22 protein-coding genes, 1 tRNA gene and 1 pseudogene are annotated in these 20,698 nt (G+C 71.3%); 13 read left to right on the plus strand and 11 right to left on the minus strand.

The annotated features are described in order from the left end of the window. Positions 1–63: 63 nt before the first annotated feature. Positions 64–137 (minus strand) — tRNA-Arg (locus tag E2C04_RS05265). A 228-nt stretch (positions 138–365) separates the two neighbouring features. Here E2C04_RS05265 and E2C04_RS05270 point away from each other — a divergent pair. The 4 genes from E2C04_RS05270 to E2C04_RS05285 all read left to right on the plus strand — a co-directional run bounded on the left by E2C04_RS05270 (position 366) and on the right by E2C04_RS05285 (position 3,832). Then, complete coding sequence (locus tag E2C04_RS05270; RefSeq protein ID WP_135831826.1) at positions 366–1,358, plus strand: Bug family tripartite tricarboxylate transporter substrate binding protein; 993 nt, start codon at positions 366–368, stop codon at positions 1,356–1,358. Further along, positions 1,355–1,894: a tripartite tricarboxylate transporter TctB family protein gene (locus E2C04_RS05275; RefSeq protein WP_229721465.1), complete on the plus strand. Its 540-nt coding sequence runs from the start codon at positions 1,355–1,357 to the stop codon at positions 1,892–1,894. The genes E2C04_RS05270 and E2C04_RS05275 overlap by 4 nt, the downstream gene beginning before the upstream one ends. Beyond that, complete coding sequence (locus E2C04_RS05280) at positions 1,894–3,363, plus strand: tripartite tricarboxylate transporter permease (protein WP_238694428.1); 1,470 nt, start codon at positions 1,894–1,896, stop codon at positions 3,361–3,363. The genes E2C04_RS05275 and E2C04_RS05280 overlap by 1 nt, the downstream gene beginning before the upstream one ends. Positions 3,364–3,427: 64 nt before the next feature. Continuing rightward, positions 3,428–3,832 carry a universal stress protein gene (locus tag E2C04_RS05285; protein WP_135831827.1) on the plus strand — a complete coding sequence of 135 codons (405 nt, stop codon included), beginning with the start codon at positions 3,428–3,430 and terminating at the stop codon, positions 3,830–3,832. 174 nt (positions 3,833–4,006) lie between these two features. Here E2C04_RS05285 and E2C04_RS05290 read toward each other — a convergent pair whose 3' ends face one another. The 6 genes and pseudogenes from E2C04_RS05290 to E2C04_RS19305 all read right to left on the minus strand — a co-directional run bounded on the left by E2C04_RS05290 (position 4,007) and on the right by E2C04_RS19305 (position 8,642). Further along, positions 4,007–5,626, minus strand: a complete 1,620-nt coding sequence (locus tag E2C04_RS05290; protein WP_202977914.1) for an N-acyl-D-amino-acid deacylase family protein — start codon at positions 5,624–5,626, stop codon at positions 4,007–4,009. Positions 5,627–5,825: 199 nt separating this feature from the next. Then, positions 5,826–6,767 carry a uracil-xanthine permease family protein gene (locus tag E2C04_RS19295; protein WP_338088832.1) on the minus strand — a complete coding sequence of 314 codons (942 nt, stop codon included), beginning with the start codon at positions 6,765–6,767 and terminating at the stop codon, positions 5,826–5,828. After that, positions 6,713–7,147: a solute carrier family 23 protein gene (locus E2C04_RS19300; RefSeq protein WP_238694429.1), complete on the minus strand. Its 435-nt coding sequence runs from the start codon at positions 7,145–7,147 to the stop codon at positions 6,713–6,715. The genes E2C04_RS19295 and E2C04_RS19300 overlap by 55 nt, the downstream gene beginning before the upstream one ends. Then, positions 7,125–7,853, minus strand: a complete 729-nt coding sequence (locus tag E2C04_RS05300; protein ID WP_135831828.1) for a hypothetical protein — start codon at positions 7,851–7,853, stop codon at positions 7,125–7,127. Before E2C04_RS05300 ends, E2C04_RS19300 begins: the two co-directional genes overlap by 23 nt. A 113-nt stretch (positions 7,854–7,966) precedes the next feature. Further along, positions 7,967–8,535, minus strand: a pseudogene (locus E2C04_RS05305) (enoyl-CoA hydratase-related protein). Beyond that, positions 8,502–8,642 (minus strand): hypothetical protein, encoded by a 141-nt coding sequence (locus E2C04_RS19305; RefSeq protein WP_238694430.1) that lies wholly within the window; start codon positions 8,640–8,642, stop codon positions 8,502–8,504. The pseudogene E2C04_RS05305 and the gene E2C04_RS19305 overlap by 34 nt, the downstream one beginning before the upstream one ends. 151 nt (positions 8,643–8,793) lie before the next feature. On the opposite strand from E2C04_RS19305, the gene E2C04_RS05310 reads away from it, so the two are divergent. After that, complete coding sequence (locus E2C04_RS05310; RefSeq protein WP_135831829.1) at positions 8,794–9,033, plus strand: hypothetical protein; 240 nt, start codon at positions 8,794–8,796, stop codon at positions 9,031–9,033. Between the two features lie 271 nt (positions 9,034–9,304). On the opposite strand, the gene E2C04_RS19310 is transcribed toward E2C04_RS05310, so the two are convergent. From E2C04_RS19310 to E2C04_RS05325, 3 genes are all read right to left on the minus strand, one after another. Beyond that, on the minus strand, positions 9,305–9,934 hold the full coding sequence (locus E2C04_RS19310; RefSeq protein ID WP_238694431.1) for a methyltransferase domain-containing protein: 630 nt from the start codon (positions 9,932–9,934) through the stop codon (positions 9,305–9,307). Positions 9,935–10,034: 100 nt separating this feature from the next. After that, on the minus strand, positions 10,035–10,442 hold the full coding sequence (locus E2C04_RS19315; protein ID WP_135831830.1) for a hypothetical protein: 408 nt from the start codon (positions 10,440–10,442) through the stop codon (positions 10,035–10,037). A 24-nt stretch (positions 10,443–10,466) separates the two neighbouring features. Further along, positions 10,467–11,915: an aminopeptidase P family protein gene (locus tag E2C04_RS05325; protein WP_135831831.1), complete on the minus strand. Its 1,449-nt coding sequence runs from the start codon at positions 11,913–11,915 to the stop codon at positions 10,467–10,469. 70 nt (positions 11,916–11,985) lie between these two features. Here E2C04_RS05325 and E2C04_RS05330 point away from each other — a divergent pair, with 70 nt between their 5' ends. The 7 genes from E2C04_RS05330 (at position 11,986) to ettA (ending at position 19,182) form a co-directional block, all read left to right on the plus strand. Further along, a complete protein-coding gene (locus E2C04_RS05330; RefSeq protein WP_135831832.1) occupies positions 11,986–13,107 on the plus strand; it encodes a PrsW family intramembrane metalloprotease in 1,122 nt (373 codons plus the stop codon). Then, positions 13,104–14,222 (plus strand): dynamin family protein, encoded by a 1,119-nt coding sequence (locus E2C04_RS19320; RefSeq protein WP_238694432.1) that lies wholly within the window; start codon positions 13,104–13,106, stop codon positions 14,220–14,222. The genes E2C04_RS05330 and E2C04_RS19320 overlap by 4 nt, the downstream gene beginning before the upstream one ends. Next, positions 14,143–14,937 (plus strand): hypothetical protein, encoded by a 795-nt coding sequence (locus E2C04_RS19325; protein ID WP_238694433.1) that lies wholly within the window; start codon positions 14,143–14,145, stop codon positions 14,935–14,937. Before E2C04_RS19320 ends, E2C04_RS19325 begins: the two co-directional genes overlap by 80 nt. Positions 14,938–15,126: 189 nt before the next feature. Beyond that, positions 15,127–15,552 (plus strand): hypothetical protein, encoded by a 426-nt coding sequence (locus tag E2C04_RS19330; protein WP_238694434.1) that lies wholly within the window; start codon positions 15,127–15,129, stop codon positions 15,550–15,552. Then, a complete protein-coding gene (locus E2C04_RS05340) occupies positions 15,510–17,036 on the plus strand; it encodes a P-loop NTPase family protein (protein WP_238694435.1) in 1,527 nt (508 codons plus the stop codon). Before E2C04_RS19330 ends, E2C04_RS05340 begins: the two co-directional genes overlap by 43 nt. Continuing rightward, complete coding sequence (locus E2C04_RS05345; protein ID WP_135831833.1) at positions 16,966–17,421, plus strand: single-stranded DNA-binding protein; 456 nt, start codon at positions 16,966–16,968, stop codon at positions 17,419–17,421. The genes E2C04_RS05340 and E2C04_RS05345 overlap by 71 nt, the downstream gene beginning before the upstream one ends. Positions 17,422–17,499: 78 nt before the next feature. Continuing rightward, positions 17,500–19,182, plus strand: a complete 1,683-nt coding sequence (gene ettA / locus E2C04_RS05350) for an energy-dependent translational throttle protein EttA (protein WP_135831834.1) — start codon at positions 17,500–17,502, stop codon at positions 19,180–19,182. 72 nt (positions 19,183–19,254) lie between these two features. Here the strand turns inward: ettA and E2C04_RS05355 are convergent, their stop codons facing one another. Continuing rightward, positions 19,255–19,752, minus strand: coding sequence for a MarR family winged helix-turn-helix transcriptional regulator (locus tag E2C04_RS05355; RefSeq protein ID WP_135831835.1), 498 nt, complete (start codon positions 19,750–19,752; stop codon positions 19,255–19,257). Positions 19,753–19,809: 57 nt separating this feature from the next. Here E2C04_RS05355 and E2C04_RS05360 point away from each other — a divergent pair, with 57 nt between their 5' ends. Then, positions 19,810–20,694 carry an acyl-CoA thioesterase gene (locus tag E2C04_RS05360; protein WP_229721468.1) on the plus strand — a complete coding sequence of 295 codons (885 nt, stop codon included), beginning with the start codon at positions 19,810–19,812 and terminating at the stop codon, positions 20,692–20,694. Positions 20,695–20,698: the final 4 nt, after the last annotated feature.

Below are 20,698 nucleotides of genomic sequence, written 5' to 3' on the forward strand. Positions count from 1 at the left end.
CGCTGACGACTGCTTCGGTGGAGGATTCCAGTCACCAGGTGACTGAAATCCTCCACTCAAGGGCGCCCCCGGCAGGATTCGAACCTGCGACCAGCGGATTAGAAGGCCGCTGCTCTATCCAGCTGAGCTACGGAGGCAACGGGACGCAGCCGGTGCGAACGTCGGGAGCTCCCGCGCGTGCGCGCTGACCCGGCCTGGTGACCCGGGGCGGAGTCTAGCGACCTCGCTGCCGCGGCTGGCCCGTCTGGTCGGGAGAGCCTCATCGATTGACGCTGTCACTGACCAAGTTTCGTGACCTCATCGGATCAAGTCGTACGTGGCGGACAAGGGTCGACACCGCTCGGCACGCGGGACAAGATGAGGAGATGCCACTCTCGGGCCGTCCAAGGACCAGGGCGGCGATCCTCGCGGTCGTCGTCGCCTCCACCCTCGCGGCCTGCGGGGTGACCCGCGGCGACGACAGCCGCGACCTGCTGATGATCATCCCCAACAGCCCGGGGGGCGGCTACGACCTCACCGGGCGCGCAGCCGTCGCGGTGATGGACGCCGAGGAGATCACCGGCGGCGACATCACGGTCGACAACGTGGTGGGCGCCGGGGGAGCGGTGGCGATGACCTCGCTCATCGGGCGGGCCGGCGACGAGCACACGCTGATGACCGTCGGCCTGGGCGTGGTGGGCTCGACCTACTCCTTCGGCAGCGAGTTCGGGGTCACCGACGCCACCCCGATCGCCCAGCTGATGAGCGAGCCGGAGGGCATCCTGGTGCCGGCCGACTCGCCCTTCGAGGACCTCGACGACCTGGTCAAGGCGTGGAAGACCGACCCGGGGGAGATCGCGATCGGTGGCGGTTCCTCGCCGGGCGGCCCGGACCACCTCTTCCCGATGCAGCTGGCCGCCACCGTGGGCATCGACGCCAACGACGTCAACTACGTGGTCTACGACGGCGGCGGTCCGCTCACCAGCGCGTTGCTCGGCAAGAAGATCGAGGTCGGCTTCTCCGGCCTGGCCGAGTTCGAGGGCTCGATCCGCAGCGGCGACCTGCGGGTGCTCGGCGTCTCGGGGGAGGAGCGCTACCCGTCGGGCCAGCTCGCCGAGGTCCCGACGCTGACCGAGCAGGGCGTCGACCTCGTCTTCCTCAACTGGCGCGGCGTCCTGGCGCCGCCGGACATCAGCGAGGCCCGCACCGAGGCTTTGATCGCCTACTTCGAGGAGATGCACGCCAGCCCCGGCTGGAAGGAGGAGGTCGAGAAGAACGGCTGGACCGACGACTTCCGCACCGGCGACGACTTCGGCACCTTCCTCACCGAGCAGGACACCCGGGTGGCTGACACCCTCGACGAGCTGGGGCTGCTGTGAGCGCGACCGACCTGCCGGGCCCCGTCCCCGGCCACACCCCCGACACCGGGCCCGTCCGGTCCCACGACAGGGCGCAGTACCTGCTGGCGCTCGTCCTCGCCGTGGTCGGCGTCTACACGGTCCTCGACGCGCGCGGCCTCAACGTCGGCTTCGGCGACCCGATCGGGCCACGGGTCTTCCCGTACGTCATCGGCACGGGCCTGGTGCTGCTCGCCGTGCTGCTCGCGATCGCGACCTCCCGCGGTGACGTGCCGCAGGCCGAGGAGGGGGAGGACGTCGACCTGACCACCCCGCCGGACTGGCTCACCGTCGCCAAGCTGGTCGCCATCTGCGTGCTCAACCTGGTGCTGGTCAACGTGCTGGGCTGGGCGATCACCGGTGCCTTCCTCTTCGCCGGCGCCGCCTGGGCCCTCGGCAGCCGCACCCTCGTACGTGACATCGCGGTCGGCGTCGTGCTCTCGGTGGGCAGCTGGTACTTCTTCTACTCCGGGCTCGGCGTGCAGCTCACGCCCGGCATCCTCGACGGGATCCTGTGATGGAGACCCTCGACCTCCTGCTCGGCGGCTTCGCCGACGCCTTCACCTGGCAGAACCTCGCCTTCGCCGCCATCGGCGTGCTGCTGGGCACCTTCGTCGGCGTCCTGCCCGGCATCGGCCCGGCGATGGCCTTGGCCCTGCTGCTCCCGGTGACCTACGGCCTCGACGTCACCCAGGCGCTGATCATGTTCGCTGGCATCTACTACGGCGGCATGTACGGCGGCTCGACCACCTCGATCCTGCTCAACACCCCCGGCGAGAGCGCCTCGGTGATGACGGCGATCGAGGGCAACAAGATGGCCAAGCGCGGCCGCGCGGCGCAGGCGCTGGCGACCGCCGCGGTGGGCTCCTTCATCGCCGGCACCATCGGCACCCTGCTGGTCGCCTTCTTCATGCCGACCCTGGCCGAGCAGGCCGTGAAGATCGGCGCACCCACCTACTTCGCGATCATGCTGCTGTCGATGGTGCTGGTCAGCAGCGTGCTGGGCGCCTCGAAGCTGCGCGGCTTCATCGGGCTCTTCATCGGCCTCACCATCGGCCTGGTGGGGCTCGACCAGTCGACCGGCCAGGCGCGGCTCACCGGCGGGTCGCTCGAGCTGGCCGACGGCATCGACATCGTCGTGGTCGCCGTGGGCGTCTTCGCCATCGGCGAGGCGCTGTGGACTGCCGCCCACCTGCGGCGGCGACCACTCGACGTACTGCCGGTGGGCCGTCCGTTCCTGGGGCGCGAGGACTGGCAGCGGTCGTGGGCCCCGTGGCTGCGTGGCACGGCGCTGGGCTTCCCGTTCGGCGCGCTGCCCGCGGGCGGCGCGGAGACGCCGACCTTCCTGTCGTACATCACTGAGCGCAAGCTCGCCGGCCGCAAGGGGCGTGGCAACGAGTTCGGCCACGGAGCCATCGAGGGCGTCGCGGGCCCGGAGGCCGCCAACAACGCGAGCGCCGCCGGGATGTTCGTGCCGCTGCTCGCCCTCGGCCTGCCGGTGACGGCCACCGCGTCGATCCTGCTCGCGGCGATGCAGAAGTACGGGATCGTGGCCGGGCCGACCCTGATGACCGACCAGTCCGACCTGATCTGGACACTGCTGGCGAGCCTGCTGATCGGCAACACCCTGCTGCTGGTGATCAACCTGCCGCTCGCCCCGGTCTGGGCCAAGCTGCTCCGGGTGCCGCGGCCGCAGCTGTACGCCGGCATCCTCTTCTTCGCCTCGCTCGGTGCCTACAGCGTCAACCGCGACCCGTTCGACCTGGCTCTGCTGCTGGTCTTCGGGGCGCTGGGATTCGCGATCCGCCGGTTCGGGATCCCCGTGCTGCCGTTGATCCTCGGCGTCATCCTCGGGCCGCTGATGGAGGTGAAGCTGCGCGAGGCGCTCGACGTCTCCGGGGTGACATCAGCGGCCTCTTCAACGAGGGGCTGGCGATCTTCGTGTACGTCCTCGTCGCCCTGGCCGTGGTGGTGCCGATCGCGCTGAGCAGGCTTCGGCCGGCGGGGCCCAGCCTCGTCGACGAGGTGTCCGACAAGCAGGAGGAGAGGCGATGACGGTCGTGGTGGGGTACATCCCCAACGAGTTCGGGGAGGTCGCGCTGGACGCCGGCGTGCAGGAAGCGTTGCGCCGGGGGTCGCGGGTGGTCGTCGTCAACGCGACGCGCGGCGACAGCTACATCGACGAGCGCTTTGTCGGCGAGTCCTCCCTGGGTGCCCTCGAGGAGCGGTTGGCGGGCCTCGGTGTCGAGTGCGAGCTCCGCCAGACCATGGGGCCGGACGTCGCCGACGAGCTGGTCGGGGTCGCTCGCGAGGTCGACGCCGACATGATCGTCCTTGGCCTGCGTCCGCGCTCGCCCGTGGGCAAGCTGCTGATGGGCAGCGTCGCGCAGCGCGTGCTGCTCGACGCGTCCTGCGCGGTGCTCACCGTGAAGCCCCCGCGCCCGACGGGGCACTGACCCTGCCGGCGACCCTGCCATCGACCCTGCCGGCGACCCTGCCATCGACCTTGCGTCCAGCGGGGAGGAACGACCCGGTGCCGAAGTCGGTCCCGAAGCCCGCCGCGAAGGCACCAGCCTCCCAGACGACCCGACCGGAGATGACGGTCGCGTGCACCGCGGCGTCGTTGCGGTTCACCATGCGGTGGATGCCGCCGAGCTCCTCCAGCGGCGCCTCGTGGTAGTCGTCGACCGATCCGTCGAGCCCGGCGGGGGCGATGACGACGACGTCGGCCCGGTCGCCGACGGCGATGCGGCCGGCTCGAGCCGGTAGAAGTCGGCCAGCTCGCCGGTGAGCTTGTGGACCGCCTTCTCCACCGACATGAAGGGGCGACCCGCAGCCTCGGCACGGTGCACCCGGTCGAGCAGGCAGACCGCGAAGTTGTAGAAGGCCATGTTGCGCAGGTGGGCCCCGGCGTCGGAGAAGCCGATCGTCACGCCGGGGGTGTTCGCCAGGCGGTTGGCGACCCCGGCCCGGGAGTTGGCGATGACCGTGGTCCACCGGAAGGCAGTGCCGTGCTCGACGACGAGGTCCAGGAAGCAGTCGACGGGGTGGACGTCCCGCTCGCGTGCCACGTCGCCGACCGTGCGCCCCACCAGTGCTTCCTCCGGGCACTCGGTGATCCGGGCGTCGTCGAAGTCGCGGTGCCACACGCGCGGGCTGAAGCGCTTTTCGAAGTCCGCGCGGAACCAGCGCCGGTAGGCCTCGTCGCGGAGCAGGTCGTTGCGGCCCATCTCCTCCTTGAGGTGCAGCGCCTCGCGCCCTGAGCCGAACTCCTCGAAGACGACCAGGTCGACCCCGTCGGCCCACACCTGGAAGGTGGTCGGCAGGTGCTGCCAGACGAACTTGCCCTTCCCGATCCGGTTCACCGCGTAGGCGATGGGGGCGAAGATCCGGTTGACCCACGGCTCGGCCACCGTGTCGGCTGCCGAGAGCAGGGAGACCGGCAGCGGCTTGCGCAAGATGCCCGTCGAGGTGGCGGCGTAGAAGGCCACGTCGACCTTGGTGTTGAGGTTCGGGACGCCCTGGAGCACCCCGTCGCGCCGCCGCAGGATCTTGCTGATCCGCCGGAACTCCTTCCAGCTGGCGTGGGTCGAGGGGAGGGTGCGGGAGCGGTAGCGGTCGCCGTCGAGCTTGTCCCACGGGTTCGTCATCGTGGAGACCCCGAGGAAGCGAGCGTCGAGCGCAGCCTCCACCCGGCGCTCGATCTCCTTGGCCTCCTGCCGGGTCGGCTTGTGCTGGTCGTCGGTGGAGCGGCCCAGCCCCATGACGGAGGCGCGTACGTCGGAGTGACCCAGGAAGGACGCGACGTGCGGACCCAACGACAGCTCGTCCAGGGCCCGGGCCCACTCGGCAGGCGTACGCCAGGTCTTGCGCTTTCGCATCGCCGCCAGCACCGCCTCGCGGGGGAGTGGCTCGACCCGGCTGAAGAGGTCGGCGACGTCCAAGGGGTCGCTGTAGACCGCGGAGATCGAGCAGTTGCCGACGAGCACGGTGGTCACGCCGTGGCGGACCGACTCCGTGAGGCCCGGGGCCACGACGAGCTCGGCGTCGTAGTGGGTGTGGGCGTCGACGAAGCCCGGCATCACCCAGCGCCCCTCGGCCTCGACCACCCGGGTGGACTCTCCGACCTCCAGGTCGGCTCCCACGGCGCTCACCTGGCCGTCGCGGATCCCGACGTCGGCGCGGCGGCCGGGTGCCCCGGTCCCGTCGAAGTAGGTGCCGCCGCGGATGACGACGTCGAACTGGTCCACGCGGTGCTCCTCGACTGACGGGTGTGAGTGGAATGTAATCCGGGTCACAGCGGCTTGCCGAGGTCTGCGTCTATTCGGTGAACCACCAGAAATGATCGAACGACCGTTCATCTCCGGATGCGCAAAGGCAGCACCGCCCCGGCCCGAGCGGGCCGAGGCGGTGCCGTGTCGTGCGGTGACGTGCGTGAGCCGCGAGGCGTCAGGCCTTCGCGGGCTCCCTGCGGAGCTTCTCGAGGCCCGCCATCAGGTGGTAGAGCACCAGCACGGCGGCAGTGCCGATCGCGATGCCACCCAGCTTGATGTCACCGAAGACCAGGACGTCGTTGCCCATGCCCATCGCCAGGATGAGGGCGACGGCGACCGGGAAGAGGTTGCGCTGCTCGCCGAAGTCGACGCGGGCGTCGATCCACATCCGCACGCCGATCAGGCCGATGATGCCGTAGAGGGCGAGGGTCACGCCGCCGATGACGCCGTTGGGGATCGTGAAGAGCAGCATGCCGAACTTCGGCGACATCGCGAGCAGGACGGCGATGATGCCGGCCACCCAGTAGGCCGCGGTGGAGAAGACGCGGGTGGCGCTCATGACGCCGATGTTCTCGCCGTAGGTCGTGGTGGCCGAGCCACCGCCGAGGCCGGCGACGACCGTCGCGGCGCCGTCGGCGAAGAGGGTCTTGCCGGTCATGTCGTTGATGGAGTCGTCCTTCACCAGGTGCGCGACCGAGCGGACGTGGCCGACGTTCTCGGCGATCAGCACGAAGACGACGGGCAGGAACATCGGCAGGATCGACCAGTCGACGCTGGGCGTTGTGAAGGTCGGCAGGCCCAGCCAGTCGGCCTGCTCGACGCCGCTGAAGTCCAGGACCCCCATCGGCCAGGCCGCGAGGTAGCCGACCACGAAGCCGAGGAGGACGGCGATGCGCCCGACCATGCCGCGGAAGAGGGCGGCGATGACGACGATGGCCAGCACGGTGATGGCGGCCAGCGCGACGTGGGTGTTGTCGGCCGGTTTGCCGCCGGGCATGAAGAGCCCGGCCGGGTCCAGGTGGATGACGTTGTTCCACGACGCGTGCGCCAGGTTGAAGCCGATCAGGGCGACGATCGCACCCCCATCACCACCGGCGGCATCAGCGAGTGGATCCAGCCGGTGCCGACCTGGTTGACCAGCAGGCCGACCAGGGCGAGCAGGGCGCCGGTGACCACGATGCCGAAGAGGGCGGCACTGAAGTCGTCACCGTTCTTCGAGGCCATCACCGGCGCGATGAAGGCGAAGGACGAGCCGAGGTAGCTGGGCACCCGGTTGCGGGTGATGAGCAGGAAGAGGATCGTGCCGATGCCCGAGAAGAGCAGGGTGGTGCTGGGCGGGAAGCCGGTGATCAGCGGCACGAGGAAGGTCGCACCGAACATCGCGATGACGTGCTGGGCGCCGAATCCGATGGTCTGCAGCCAGCCGAGGCGTTCGCCGGGCTTGACGATGGCGTCGGGGGCGACGGACTTGCCGTCACCGTGAAGGGTCCAGGACACCTGTGGTCCTCCTGTTGAGGGGTGAGGAACCCGTCGGGGGCGGGTTCGAGTGGCCTGAGCCTAGGGACGTCTCAGTCGCAGTTGTCGCACAGCCCGGTCGCGGGCAGCACCATGAAGCAGCTCGGGCAGAGCTTCTCGGCCGGGGGAGCGGGCTTCGCGGGGGGCTTCGCGGCCGCCGCCTTGCGCGGCGCGCGCGGGGTCGTCGTACGCGGCGTGCTCGCCCGCGGGGTGGACGTACGCGGTGCGCGTGGCGCCCGCTCGCCGGCCACGGGCGCCGGGGGAGGGCGGGCTCGCCGCCGTCGGCGGGCAGGTCGGCGCCGTGGCGCCGGTAGCACTCGAGGCGCTCGGTGGCCGCGTGCATCTCCGGGCTGGTGACGACATCACCGCGCACGGCGTTGACGGTGTCGGCGTACCACTCGGGCATCCGTCCGTCGGGGCCGATCACCAAGGAGCCGAGCAGCGGCTCGGCGCGGCGGTGGCAGTCCTTCGCGACGCGGAAGAGGATGTCGCCGATCCACAGGCCCGGCGCCTGCCGGTTGCGGATGCGCGTGCGCTCCTGCACCTGGCGCGCCAGCTCGGGCACCGTGATGACGGCGTGGTAGTCGCCGGCCACGTCGGCCAGGACGTGGCGGGCGGCGAGCGCGAAGGTCTCCCTGGCGTTCTCCAGGTCGATGGTGCGGGCCTCGATCCAGGGAGTGTCGTTCACGTCCCGGAATCCTACGCCTGCACGGACGAGGGCTCCCGGCCGTCCACGGCGGGGAGCCCTCGATGTGACCTGTCCGACCTCGCGCCGGACCTGGCACGGGCGGCGGGGGTGGGTCAGAAGGTGAGGTCGGCCGGCTGCGGCGTGAGCAGCGCGTCGACGGCACCGGCGTACAGCACCTGCTTGATGCGGCCCAGGGTGCGACGGTCCTTGCCGGCGAGGTGGACGACCTTCGCCTCGGCAGCGGCGCGCAGCTCGTCGAGCGAGGTGGCCTCGTCGACCAGGCCGGCCGCGGCTGCCTCGGCGCCCCCCCAGCGCCGGCCGGTCGTCATCGAGGCGACCTGGGTCTGCGGGGTGGTCTTGGCGACGATCAACGCGTTCATACCGGCGGTGAAGGGGATGAGGATGTCGACCTCGGGGAAGCAGAAGAAGCCGCGGTCGTCGCGCATCACCCGGTAGTCATGGGCGATCGCCAGCATGGCGCCACCCCGAAGGCGTGGCCGTTGATGGCGGCCACCGTCGGCACCGGAAGCGTGAGGACCTTGGCGAACATCGCGTGGATGCGGTCGACGTAGGTGGGCAGCTCGCCCGGGTGGGCCATGACCCACTCGAGGTCGAGGCCGTTGGAGAAGAACTTGTCGCTGCCGGTGGTCAGCAGGACGGCCGGCTCGGTGCTGCCCGCGATCTCGTCGAGGGCGGTGTCGACCTCGGTGAGGAAGTCGGGGAGAAGCGGTTCTCGTCGCCGCCGAGGTCGAGGGTCCAGACGGGCCCTTCCTTGATGAGTGCAGGCATGTTCTCTCTCCTGGATGCGTACGTCCGTCGCCGGGAGGCGACGGAACGAGGTTACCCGCGGGTAGCCATCTTGTCGCCCCCGCGTCGGCCGTGGTCGCGGCGAGCGCCGTGACCTTGACGACGGCCCCCGCGAACGCGGTCGCCGTCAACGGTGGTTGTGCGCAGCGGTTCGTGGACCCCGGGCACCCCGCTCGAGGACACGACCCCGGCGGCCAGCTACCTGGGCGACCCCCGGAGCGCGTGGTCGGACGAGGCCACCACCTTGGTCGTGCCGGACTACACCCTGACCAGGAACGGCGGCACCGTCGTCGGCGAGACGCGCAACTTCGCGCTCACCTACAGCAAGGGCATGAAGTCGTTCGCCCCTGCCTGGTCAAGCCGGCCGTGCTGAAGAACTCCCGCGTGATTAAGCGGCTCACCGGCCGCGTGAGCGTCTCCGACCTCGCCGCGCTGGTGAGGGCGGGGCAGAGGCGGTCGCCTCCTACCCGGACGGCACCCCCGTCGTCGAGGAGAGGTCCGGCGGCGGAGGACTGGCGTACTTCCTCTTCCGCGACCGTGACGCCTGGCGCAGCTGACGCCGCGCCCCCACCCGCCGCGCCCGTGCGCCGCCCATGAACGGCGATCCTCTTCCGCTACCTGTCAGCGGAAGGGGCTCGCCTCCGTCATCGTACGAGCAGGACCAGGGCCTCGTAGTGACCCGTCTGCGGGAACATGTCGAGCAGCTGGGCGCGCACCGGCCGCAACGACGGCATCGCCGCCAGGTCGCGCGCCAAGGTCTGCGCGTTGCAGCTCGAGTAGAGGACGTACGGCGTCCCCGAGCGCTCCAGCCACCCGGCCAGGTCGGCGCCGATGCCGCGCCTCGGCGGGTTGACCACGACCAGGTCCGGGGCGTCGTCCTGCGCCAGCGCCCACGTGGTCGCGTCGGCAGTCACGAACTCCAGGCCGGACAGGCCCAGCTCCGTGGCGGTGGTGCGGGCGCTCACGATCGCCTCGGCGCTCACCTCGACCCCGGTGGTCCGACGCCCGGGTGCGGCCAGGTGCAGCGCGAAGCCACCCACGCCGCAGTAGAGGTCCCACACCCTCCTCGCGTCACCGGCGTGCTCCGCGACCCAGTCGCGGGCGGCACGGTAGAGCCCGGCCGCCACCTCGGTGTTGGTCTGGAAGAAGCTCTGCGGGCGCAGGTGCAGCCCCACCTCGTTGACCTGCATCGTGAGGGTCTCGCCGTGGAGCACGACCTCGTCGGGCCCCTCGAGGACGGCCTTGTGCTCGGGCTGGAGGTTGACCGAGACCACCTCGGCGGTGCTGCCGGCCTCGTCGAGGCGCGCAGCAGGGTGGCCAGGTGCTTGCGGATCCGCAGCACCGGCTCGGTGGAGCGCAGCACGAAGCGCACCATCAGCCCGCCCGAGGGAGCCTCGGTGACCAGCACGTGCTGAGCTCGCCGCGGCGCGTCGCGAGGTCGTACGGCACCAGGCGCGCGAGCGTCACGAAGCCGGCGAGCACCTCGAGCGCGGCGTGCATCCGAGGCGTGTAGAGCGGGCAGTCGCGCAGGTCGACGCCGTCGCCGTCCGGCGTCAGGATGCCGAGCGTGGGGGAGTCGACGGTGCCGCCGGCCACCATCTTCGCCTTGTTGCGGAAGCCCGCCTCGGGGCCGACGAAGGGCTCCAGCCACTCCGGGCTCCCGAAGGGCTCGAGCAGCGTACGCACGTGCGCACCCTTGTCGGCGACCTGCTCGACGCGCGGCACGGGGATCAGGCTGCAGGAGCGGCAGCGGCCGGCCTCGAAGTGGGCACACTCGATCACGGGCGTGCCCCTGCGGGACGCGGGTCAGCCACGCAGCCGGCCCATCCACTCCTCGACGGCCTCGGGGGTGCGGGGCAGGGCCTCGGAGAGGTTCCGCGAGCCGTCGGCGGTGACGAGGATGTCGTCCTCGATCCGGATGCCGATGCCGCGCAGCTCCTCGGGCACGAGCAGGTCGTCGTGCTGGAAGTAGAGGCCGGGCTCGACGGTGAGGACCATGCCCTCGGCCAGGTCGCCCTTCGCGTACGCCTCGGGCGCGGCCTGCGCGCAGTCGTGGACGTCCATGCCGAGCATGTGGGAGGTGCCGTGCAGCGTCCAGCGGGCGTACACCTTGGAGGTGGGGTCGAGCGCCTCCTCTGCGCTGACCGGCAGCAGGCCCATGTCGGCCAGGCCGCGCGCGAGCACCCGCATCGCCGCGTCGTGCGGGGCGGAGAAGGGCGCGCCGGGGCGGACCGCGTCGATGCCGGCGACCTGTGCGTCCAGCACCAGCTGGTAGAGCTCGCGCTGGACGGGGGAGTACGTCCCGGTCACCGGGATCGTGCGGGTGACGTCGGCGGTGTAGAGGTTCGTGTTCTCCACGCCCATGTCGAGCAGGAGCAGGTCGCCGGGCGTGACCGGGCCGGTGTTCTCGATCCAGTGCAGCGTGGTCGCGTGCGAGCCGCCGCCGACGATCGAGTCGTAGCCGACGTCGTTGCCCATGGCGCGGGCGCGACGGAAGAAGGTGCCCTCGATCCACCGCTCGCCGAACTCCAGCACCCGGTCCCACTCGCGGACGGAGTCCTCGAAGCCGAGCGTGGTGATGTCGCAGGCCTCCTGCAGCTGCGCGACCTCCCAGTCGTCCTTGACCAGGCGCAGCTCCGACAGCACGCGGCTCAGCTCGGCGTCGGCGCCCTCGTCACCGCTGACCGCACGGTCCACCTCGGCCGAGACGCCACGGTGGACGCGGGTCTTGGTCTGGTCGGAGAGGCGCTGGGCCAGCTCGTCGACGTGGCGCACCTCGAGGTCGAGCGACGCCGCCATCTCCTCGAGCGAGGGACGCTTGCCGGCCCACAGTGCGCCGTACTGGCGGTCGCGGAAGAACTCGTCGGTCTCGCGCGACGAGCGGGGACGGGCGTACAGCACCTGGCTGCCGTCGGGCTCGACGACGAGCACGGCGTCGGTGGTCTGGTTGCCGGTCAGCCACGTGTGCGCGGTGTCCGGGCGGAAGCGGTAGTCGGTGTCGTTGGAGCGCACCTTGAAGGTGCCGGCCGGGACCACCAGCCGCTCACCCGGGAAGAGGCCCGCCAGGTGCTCGCGCCGGCGCGCGGCGTGCGGCGCGACGGGGTGCCTGGAGACGTCGGAGGCCAGGTCGGCCCACCCGGTGCGCATGAAGGCGGCGTACGCCTCGGGCACGGCGGGGTCGTGCGACTGGGTGCCGGGAGCCTGCGCGTCGGGCTGCTCGCTCAGCGGGGCCTGGGGTTCCGTCTGCTCGCTCACGCAGGTCACTCTACGCCCGCAGGCGCAGTCGCCGGTGTCCGCAGGAACGCGGCCCCGATAGGGTTCCCCCATGGTCCGACACCACCGCGAGAGCGTGGTCTTCACGCTCGTGGTCACCCTGCTGGCCTTCCTGGGCGCCGCGCTGATGCTCGTGATCATCGCGCTCTCGGGAGCCCCGGCCACGTTGGGCCTGGCTGCAGTGATGGCCTTCCTGCCGGTCGGGCCGCTGGTCGCCTGCTTCCTTTGGCTGGACCGCTACGAGCCTGAGCCGCGGGTCCTGCTCGGCTCCGGCCTGGCCTGGGGCGCCTTCGTCGCCACCGCTGCGGCCATCGTGCTGCAGGGCGTCGGCGGGATCTTCGCCGGCTTCGACGAGGTGCAGGCCATCGCGGTGGTCGCCCCGATCGTCGAGGAGGCGACCAAGGGCGCCTTCCTGGTGCTGCTGCTGTGGTGGCGCCGCGCCGAGCTCGACGGGATGCTCGACGGGATCGTCTACGCCGGCATGGTCGGCGTCGGCTTCGCGTTCGTCGAGAACATCCTCTACCTGGCCGCGGCCTACAACGGCACCGACGGCGTCGGCCCCGGCGGCACCGAGGCCCTGACGGCGACCTTCGTGGTCCGCTGCCTCGTCAGCCCGTTCGCCCACCCGCTCTTCACCGCCTTCACCGGCATCGGTGTCGGGCTGGCCGTCAACAGCCGCAGCAACGGCGGCCGATGGCTCGCGCTCTCCACCGGCTACGCGCTGGCCGTGCTGTCGCACATGCTCTGGAACAGCGCCGCCGTGGGCCTCACCGGCAACTTCATCCTCGTCTACGTGACCCTGATGGCCCCGCTCTTCCTGGGCCTCGTCGGCTTCGCCGTCTGGCTGCGCCGGGCCGAGCGACGGATGCTGCACGCGGCGCTCGACGACGCTGCCCGTCGCGGCCTGCTGCCCGCCACCGACGTCGCCTGGCTGGTCGACCTGTCGGCCCGCCGCGCCGCCCGCCGCTTCGCCCAGCAGCAGGGTGGTGACACGGAGGAGGAAGCGATGGAGGAGTACCAGCAGGCAGCCGTTGAGCTCGGCTTCCTCCACCACAGGTATCTTCGAGGCACACCGCCACCGGACTTCGCGACCCGTGGCCAGACCTTCGTGGCCCGGCTCAACGCCGTACGTCCCTACATCTCCTTCCCCGGACAGGTGGTCCCCACGCGATGACCGACGAGAAGCCCGTCGAGGACGCGACGACGCCCGGACCCACGGACGGGACCCCGGACGAGGGGACGCCCGCCCCGGTCCCCAGCGTCGAGAGCACCCAGATGCTGACCGCGCTCGTGCAGCTGCGCGGCGCCCTGCTGGCGGCCGACCTCCAGCTCGAGACGCCCGGCGTCACCGACCACCGCAAGGCCCGCAGCGAGATGGTCTCCCAGCTCGAGGACTACGTCATCCCGCGCCTGATGACGATCGAGGCTCCCATGCTGGCCGTGGTCGGCGGCTCGACCGGCGCCGGCAAGTCGACGCTGGTCAACTCCCTCGTGGGCCACGCCGTCACCACGCCCGGCGTGCTGCGCCCGACCACGCGCTCCCCAGTCCTGGTGCACCACCCCGACGACGGCCACTGGTTCGGCCAGGACCGCCTCCTGCCCGACCTCGAGCGCGTCTCGGTCTCCACCAACGACCCCGCCGCGCTGCAGCTGGTCGCCTCGGAGTCGATGCCGCAGGGCCTCGCGATCCTCGACGCCCCCGACATCGACTCGGTCGAGGAGCGCAACCGCACCCTGGCCGCGCAGCTGCTCGCCGCCGCCGACCTCTGGCTCTTCGTCACCTCGGCCGCGCGGTACGCCGACCAGGTGCCGTGGGACTTCCTGCGCGAGGCCGCCGAGCGCTCTGCCGCCGTGGGATCGTGCTCGACCGCACCCCCGACGACGCGCTGGAGACGGTGGCCACCCACCTGGCCCGGATGCTCGCGGCCCGCGGCCTCAAGGACTCGCCGCTCTTCACCGTGCCCGAGCGTCCGCTCCCGCCGTCGGGCTGCTGCCCGCCGACGCCGTCTCCGACATCCGCGAGTGGCTGGAGTCGTTGGCTGCCGACGCCGAGGCGCGCGCAGGCGTCGTACGCCAGACCCTCGACGGCGCGATCCGCACGGTCGCACGTCGTACGCACCAGATCGCCGACGCCGAGAGCGAGCAGGCCGACGCCCTCGAGCGGCTGCGGACCGGCGCCGACCGGGCCTACGACGCCTCGCTGGCCCAGGTGCTGGAGGCCACCGCCGACGGCACCCTCCTGCGGGGCGAGGTGCTCGTGCGCTGGCAGGAGTTCGTCGGCACCGGTGAGCTGCTCAAGTCGCTGGAGAACCGCGTCGGCTGGCTGCGTGACCGCGTCGTCAACGCCGTGAAGGGCAAGCCGCAGCAGGCCGAGCGCGTCACCGTCGCCGTCGAGTCGGGCCTGGAGACCCTGCTGCTGGAGCACGCCGAGGCCGCGGCCGAGGCAGCCCAGGCCTCCTGGAACTCACTCGCCTCGGGCCAGGGCCTGCTCGCGGACGCCGGGGAGGACCTCTCGCGGGCCTCGCGCGACTTCCGCCGCAAGGCCGAGCGCGCCGTGCGCGACTGGCAGTCCGGCGTGCTGGAGATGGTCCGCACCGAGGGCGCCGACAAGCGCACCACCGCGCGCTTCCTGGCGTACGGGGTGAACGGTCTCTCCGTGGCCCTCATGGTGGTCGTCTTCGCGCACACCGGCGGCATGCTTGTCGGTGCCGAGGTCGGCGTCGCAGGGGGAGGGGCGCTGCTGGGCCAGAAGCTCCTGGAGGCCGTCTCGGTGACCAGGCGGTGCGGACGCTGGCCGCCCGCGCCCGCCGTGACCTCGAGCGACGCGTCAACGAGCTCTTCGAGGCCGAACGTCGCCGCTACACCGACCTGCTGGACTCGCTGGGCGACGCCAAGGGTGCCTCGGAGAGCCTGCGTCAGGCCGCCCGCCGGATCGACGACCTGCGCTTCTCCCAGTCCTCGAAGTGAGCGCCGGGGCGTCGGCCCGGTCCACGTCCCGGACTGACGTCGGGCTGACGTGGGCGCGGGCCCGGATGCCGGACCCGCTGGCGCCCCCGTGCGTACGCCTGCACACCCGCGTGGTGGCAGTGGCCTGAGGGGAGTGTGGGACTGGAGCGTCCCGATGATGCTACGGGGCCTGTCGACCACTATTCTGGGTACTCGCAAGCCTTTCCCCCCGTTTGCAGAGGAAGCGATGACGTCTCTTCTCGAGGGTGCCAAGAAGTTGGTCACCCGTGGCTCGGACATCGGTGCCCGTCTCGACGGGCTCGAGAAGGCCGTCGACGCCGCACGCGGTCGCGTCGACGAATCGGTCCTGGCCGAGACGTCCGCACTCGTCGACCGGACGGCCGCCCGCCTGCGCATCTCCGCCGACCACACGGTCGTCGCCCTGGCCGGCGCGACCGGCTCCGGCAAGTCGACCACCTTCAACGCCCTCACCGGGCTCGAGCTGAGCGCCGTGGGCGTCCGCCGCCCCACCACTCGTGGGCCACCGCCTGCGTCTGGGGCTCCGACGGCGCCCCCGAGCTGCTCGACTGGCTGGGCATCCCGCCGCGTCACCAGGTCACCCGCGACTCCATGCTCAGCGTCGGCAACCACAAGGACGAGCTCGACGGCGTGATCCTGCTCGACCTGCCCGACCACGACTCCACCGAGGTCAGCCACCACCTCGAGGTCGACCGGCTCGTGCAGCTCGCCGACATGCTGATCTGGGTCCTCGACCCGCAGAAGTACGCCGACGCCGCGATCCACGACCGCTACCTCTCCCAGCTGACCGGTCACCAGGACGTGATGCTGGTCGTGCTCAACCAGATCGACCGGGTCCCGGCGGAGCGCCGCGACGCCATGGTCGAGGACGTACGCCGCCTCCTCGCCGCCGACGGCCTCACCGGCGTCCCGGTGGTCCCCGTCAGCTCGCGCGAGGGCTGGGGTGTGGCCGAGCTCCGCTCCGAGATCGCCAAGAAGGTCGCCAGCAAGAAGGTCGCGAAGGCCCGGCTCGAGGCCGACCTGCGCACCGCCGCGACCACCCTGCAGGGCTACACCGGCACCGCTGCCGTCCCCACCCTCTCCCCGGAGCGCGTGGAGGCCCTCGAGGACGCCTTCGCCGACGCCGCCGGGGTGCCGACCGTGGTCAAGGCGGTCGAGGACTCCACCCGCCTGCGCGCCAACCGCGCCACCGGTTGGCCGGTCACCTCGTGGCTCTCCCGCTTCAAGCCCGACCCGCTCAAGCGCCTCCACCTGGACCTCGGCGCGGAGGGCAAGATGCTCACCGGCGCCGCCCGCACCTCGGTGCCCGAGGCGACCCAGGTGCAGCGCGCCCGGGTCGACAGCGAGGTCCGTGCCCTCGTCGACGACGTGACCACCGGCTTCAAGCAGAACTGGGCCCACTCGGTCCGGGTCGCCTCGGTCTCGCGCCTCGGCGACGTCAACGACCGCCTCGACCGCGAGCTGGCCACCACCGACCTGGGCGTCGACCGGATCCCGATCTGGGCCAGCGCCGTGCGGGTCCTGCAGTGGATGCTGATCCTCTCGGCCGTCGCCGGGGCCGCCTGGATCGCCCTGCTCACCCTCGGCACCGCGGCCGGGCTGACCGAGACCGAGACCCCCGAGGTCGCCGGTTGGCCGATTCCGCTGCTCCTGCTCGGGGGCGGCATCGGGCTGGGCGTCGTGCTGGCGCTGGTCTGCCGCGTGCTGGTCCACTCCACGGCCAAGCGGCGCGCCCGCGTGGCCGAGCAGCGACTCCGCTCGGCGATCCACGAGGTTCCGAGGACCTGGTCGTCGGTCCCGTGCGGACCGAGCTCGAGGCCTACTCGGCCACCCGCGCCGGCATCGCCGCCGCGCTGGGCTGAGGCACCCCGCTCTACCTGTGGGCGCCCGACGGCTCGTCGTCGGGCGTCGACCCCCGTCGCACGCACCCAGGTGCGACCCCGGGGCCCCCTCCACAGGGCCACGGCTCCACGCAGCGTGCGCTGCGTGCTCCTCCTCCAGCATCGGAGGGACGACGCCACCGGGGCGTCGGGACGAGGAGCACGACATGAACGACGACCTGATCACCTTCAGCGGCTGGGTCGGCTCCCGGGTGGAGCTGACGCAGGTGCGCGGTGAGGTGCCCCTGGCCTCCTTCCGGGTGGGCAGCACGCCACGACGCCTGCGCGACGGGCGCTGGGAGAACGGCGAGACGATCTGGTACGCGGTCAAGGCCTGGCGCCACCTCGCGGCCAACGTCGCCGCCTCGGTCAGCAGCGGCGACCCGGTGCTGGTCACCGGCCGCTTCACCGCCGAGACCTGGCAGAAGGAGGACGGCACCACCGTCACCCGCCACGTCGTCGTCGCCCAGTCGGTCGGCCACGACCTGTCCAAGGGCACCAGCACCTTCGTGCGCCCCGCCACGGCCGCGGTCTCCTCGCGTGAGGCGGACGAGCAGGCGCCCGTCGACGAGCACGCCGACGCCGTGGGAGTGGCGGGGGAGCCGGAGCGTACGGCGGCTTGAGACCGGTCGACCCGCGCAGGGCCGGGCGGCCGTCGCCGATGGACGCCCGGCCCCTGCATCCCGGTAGGCTCTGGCCTCATGGCTGAGTACGTATTCACCTTGCGCAACGTGCGCAAGGCCCACGGCGACAAGGTCGTCCTCGACAACGTCACCCTCTCGTTCCTGCACGGCGCCAAGATCGGTGTCGTCGGGCCCAACGGCGCGGGCAAGTCCTCGCTGCTGAAGATCATGGCCGGCCTCGACCAGCCCAACAACGGCGACGCGATCAAGGACCCCGAGGCCACCGTCGGCATGCTCCAGCAGGAGCCGCCGCTGACCGAGGGCAAGACCGTCCTTGAGAACGTCGAGGAGGCGGTCGGCGAGATCAAGGCGAAGCTCGACCGCTACAACGCGATCTCCGAGCAGATGGCCGACCCCGACGCCGACTTCGACACCCTCCTCGCGGAGATGGGCGACCTGCAGACCGACCTCGACCACGCCAACGCGTGGGACCTGGACAGCCGCCTCGACCAGGCGATGGACGCCCTGCGCTGCCCGCCGCCGGACACCCTCGTCGACAACCTCTCCGGTGGTGAGCGCCGCCGCGTCGCGCTCTGCAAGCTGCTCCTCCAGCAGCCCGACCTGCTGCTCCTCGACGAGCCCACCAACCACCTCGACGCCGAGTCGGTCCAGTGGCTCGAGGGCCACCTCAAGACCTACCCGGGCGCCGTCCTGGCGATCACCCACGACCGCTACTTCCTCGACAACGTCGCCGAGTGGATCGCCGAGGTCGACCGCGGCTCCATCCACGGCTACGAGGGCAACTACTCCACCTACCTGGAGACCAAGAAGGACCGCCTCAAGATCGAGGGCCAGAAGGACGCCAAGCGCGCCAAGATGCTCGAGCGCGAGCTCGAGTGGGTGCGCTCCAACGCCAAGGCCCGCCAGACCAAGTCGAAGTCGCGTCTGGCCCGCTACGAGGAGCTCGCCGCCGAGGCCGACAAGGCCCGCAAGATCGACACCGCCGACATCAACATCCCGCCGGGCCCGCGCCTGGGCGACGTGGTGCTCGAGGCCGAGCACCTGACCAAGGGCTTCGAGGGTCGCGTCCTGTGGAACGACATCTCCTTCAGCCTGCCGCGTGCCGGCATCGTCGGCATCGTCGGCCCCAACGGCGTCGGCAAGACCACGCTCTTCCGGATGATCACCGGCAACGAGGAGCCCGACTCGGGCAAGCTCACCGTCGGCCAGACCGTGAAGATCTCCTACGCCGACCAGAGCCGCGGCGGCATCGACCCCAACAAGAACGTCTGGGAGGTTGTCTCCGACGGCTTGGACTTCATCAAGGTCGCCAACTTCGAGATGAACTCGCGCGCCTACGTCGCGTCGTTCGGCTTCAAGGGCCCCGACCAGCAGAAGAAGGCCGGCGTGCTTTCCGGCGGTGAGCGCAACCGCCTCAACCTGGCGCTGACCCTCAAGCAGGGCGGCAACATGCTGCTCCTCGACGAGCCGACCAACGACCTTGACGTCGAGACCCTCTCGTCGCTCGAGGACGCGCTGCTGGAGTTCCCCGGCTGTGCCGTGGTCACCTCCCACGACCGCTGGTTCCTCGATCGGGTCGCCACCCACATCCTCGCCTGGGAGGGCGACGAGGAGGACGGCGGCAAGTGGTTCTGGTTCGAGGGCAACTTCGCCTCGTACGAGGCCAACAAGATCGAGCGCCTCGGCGCCGAGGCCGCCCGGCCGCACCGCGTCACGCACCGTCGCCTCACCCGCGACTGAGACGTCACGACGAAGCCCCGACCACCGTGAGGCGGTCGGGGCTTCGTCCTACGCAGGTGCTGCTCGCCGCGCTCAGCGCTGGCGGCGGAACTCCATCGCCGGGTGCGACCCGACGAGGTGGTCGGAGACGGTGTTGAAGACGCGGCCGACGGCGGCGAAGTCCTCGTCGCTCACCAGGTCGACCAGGTTGTCGCGCACACCTCGTACGTGCACGTGCGCGGCCTGCTCGAGCAGCTCCATGCCCTGCGGGGTGAGCGCCGCCACGACGCCACGACCGTCGTCGGGGGAGGCGCGACGAGCGACGTAGCCGGCCTTCTCCATCCGGTCGATGGTGTGGGTGACGCGGGAGCGGCTGTGCGCCAGGGCGTCGGCCAAGTGGGCCATCCGCATCGCGTGGTCCTCACGCTCGGAGAGCCGGACGAGGATCTCGTACTCGGTGAGCGAGATGTCGTGGGCGCGACGCAGGTCGTCGTCCAGCCGGCCGAGCAGCAGTGCGTGGCCCAGCAGCAGGGCCCGCCACGAGCGCTGCTGCCCCTCGTCGAGCCACCGGGTCTCCCCCTGATCAGTCATGGGGGTGACCTTAGCGGTCCGCCCTGGCCTCATGGTGACAGCGGGGAGGATGAGACGATGACGGGCGTGCGCCACGTCTACGAGTGCCCGGTGCGCTGGGCCGATCTCGACATGCTCAACCACGTCAACAACGTGACCTACGTCGACTACCTCCAGGAGGCCAGGGTCGACATGCTGCGCACCCACGCCCCGGACGCCAGGGCCGACGACCTGGCCGGTGGGCCGACCGAGGGACTCGTCGTGGTCAGCCACGACATCACCTACCTGGCCCCGATCGCGCCGCGCAGCGTGCCGATCAAGATCGAGGTGTGGGTCACAGAGGTGCGTGCCGCGTCGGTGACGATGGCGTACGAGATCTTCGACGAGGTCGACGGGGGCGAGCGCGTCGTCTACGCGCGCGCCCACACCGTGCTCACGCCCTTCGTCTTCGCGGACGAGCGTCCGCGTCGGTTCACGCCAGCGGAGAAGGACGCCCTCAGGGTCTTCCTGGAGCCGCGCGAGGCCGAGCGTCCCGAGCGCACCGAGCCCCGCCACCTGGCCGACGGCCACTACCCGCTGCACGTGCGCTTCAGCGACGTGGACGTCTACGGGCACGTCAACAACGTCAAGTACTTCGAGTACTTCCAGGAGGCGCGCATCCCCGTCGTCGAGCGGATCACCGCGGGGCAGGACAACTCCGGCGTCGGCGTCGTGGTCGCCCGCAAGGAGGTCGACTACCTGAAGCCGATCCACTTCCGTGGCGAGCCCTACGACGTGTGGAGCTGGGTCTCCCGGGTCGGCAGCCGCTCGGTCACCGTGGAGTCGGAGATCTGCGACGGCGACACCGTGCTGAGCCGCGCCAAGGTGGTCATGGTCTTCTTCGACGCGAAGACCCAGCGCAGCGCGGCGCCGCCGGAGCCGTTGATGGCCCGGCTGCGGGAGTTCGCCGCCAGGACGGCCTGAGGCA

Source organism: Nocardioides daphniae (genome assembly GCF_004777465.1).
GTDB classification, from domain to species: domain Bacteria; phylum Actinomycetota; class Actinomycetes; order Propionibacteriales; family Nocardioidaceae; genus Nocardioides; species Nocardioides daphniae.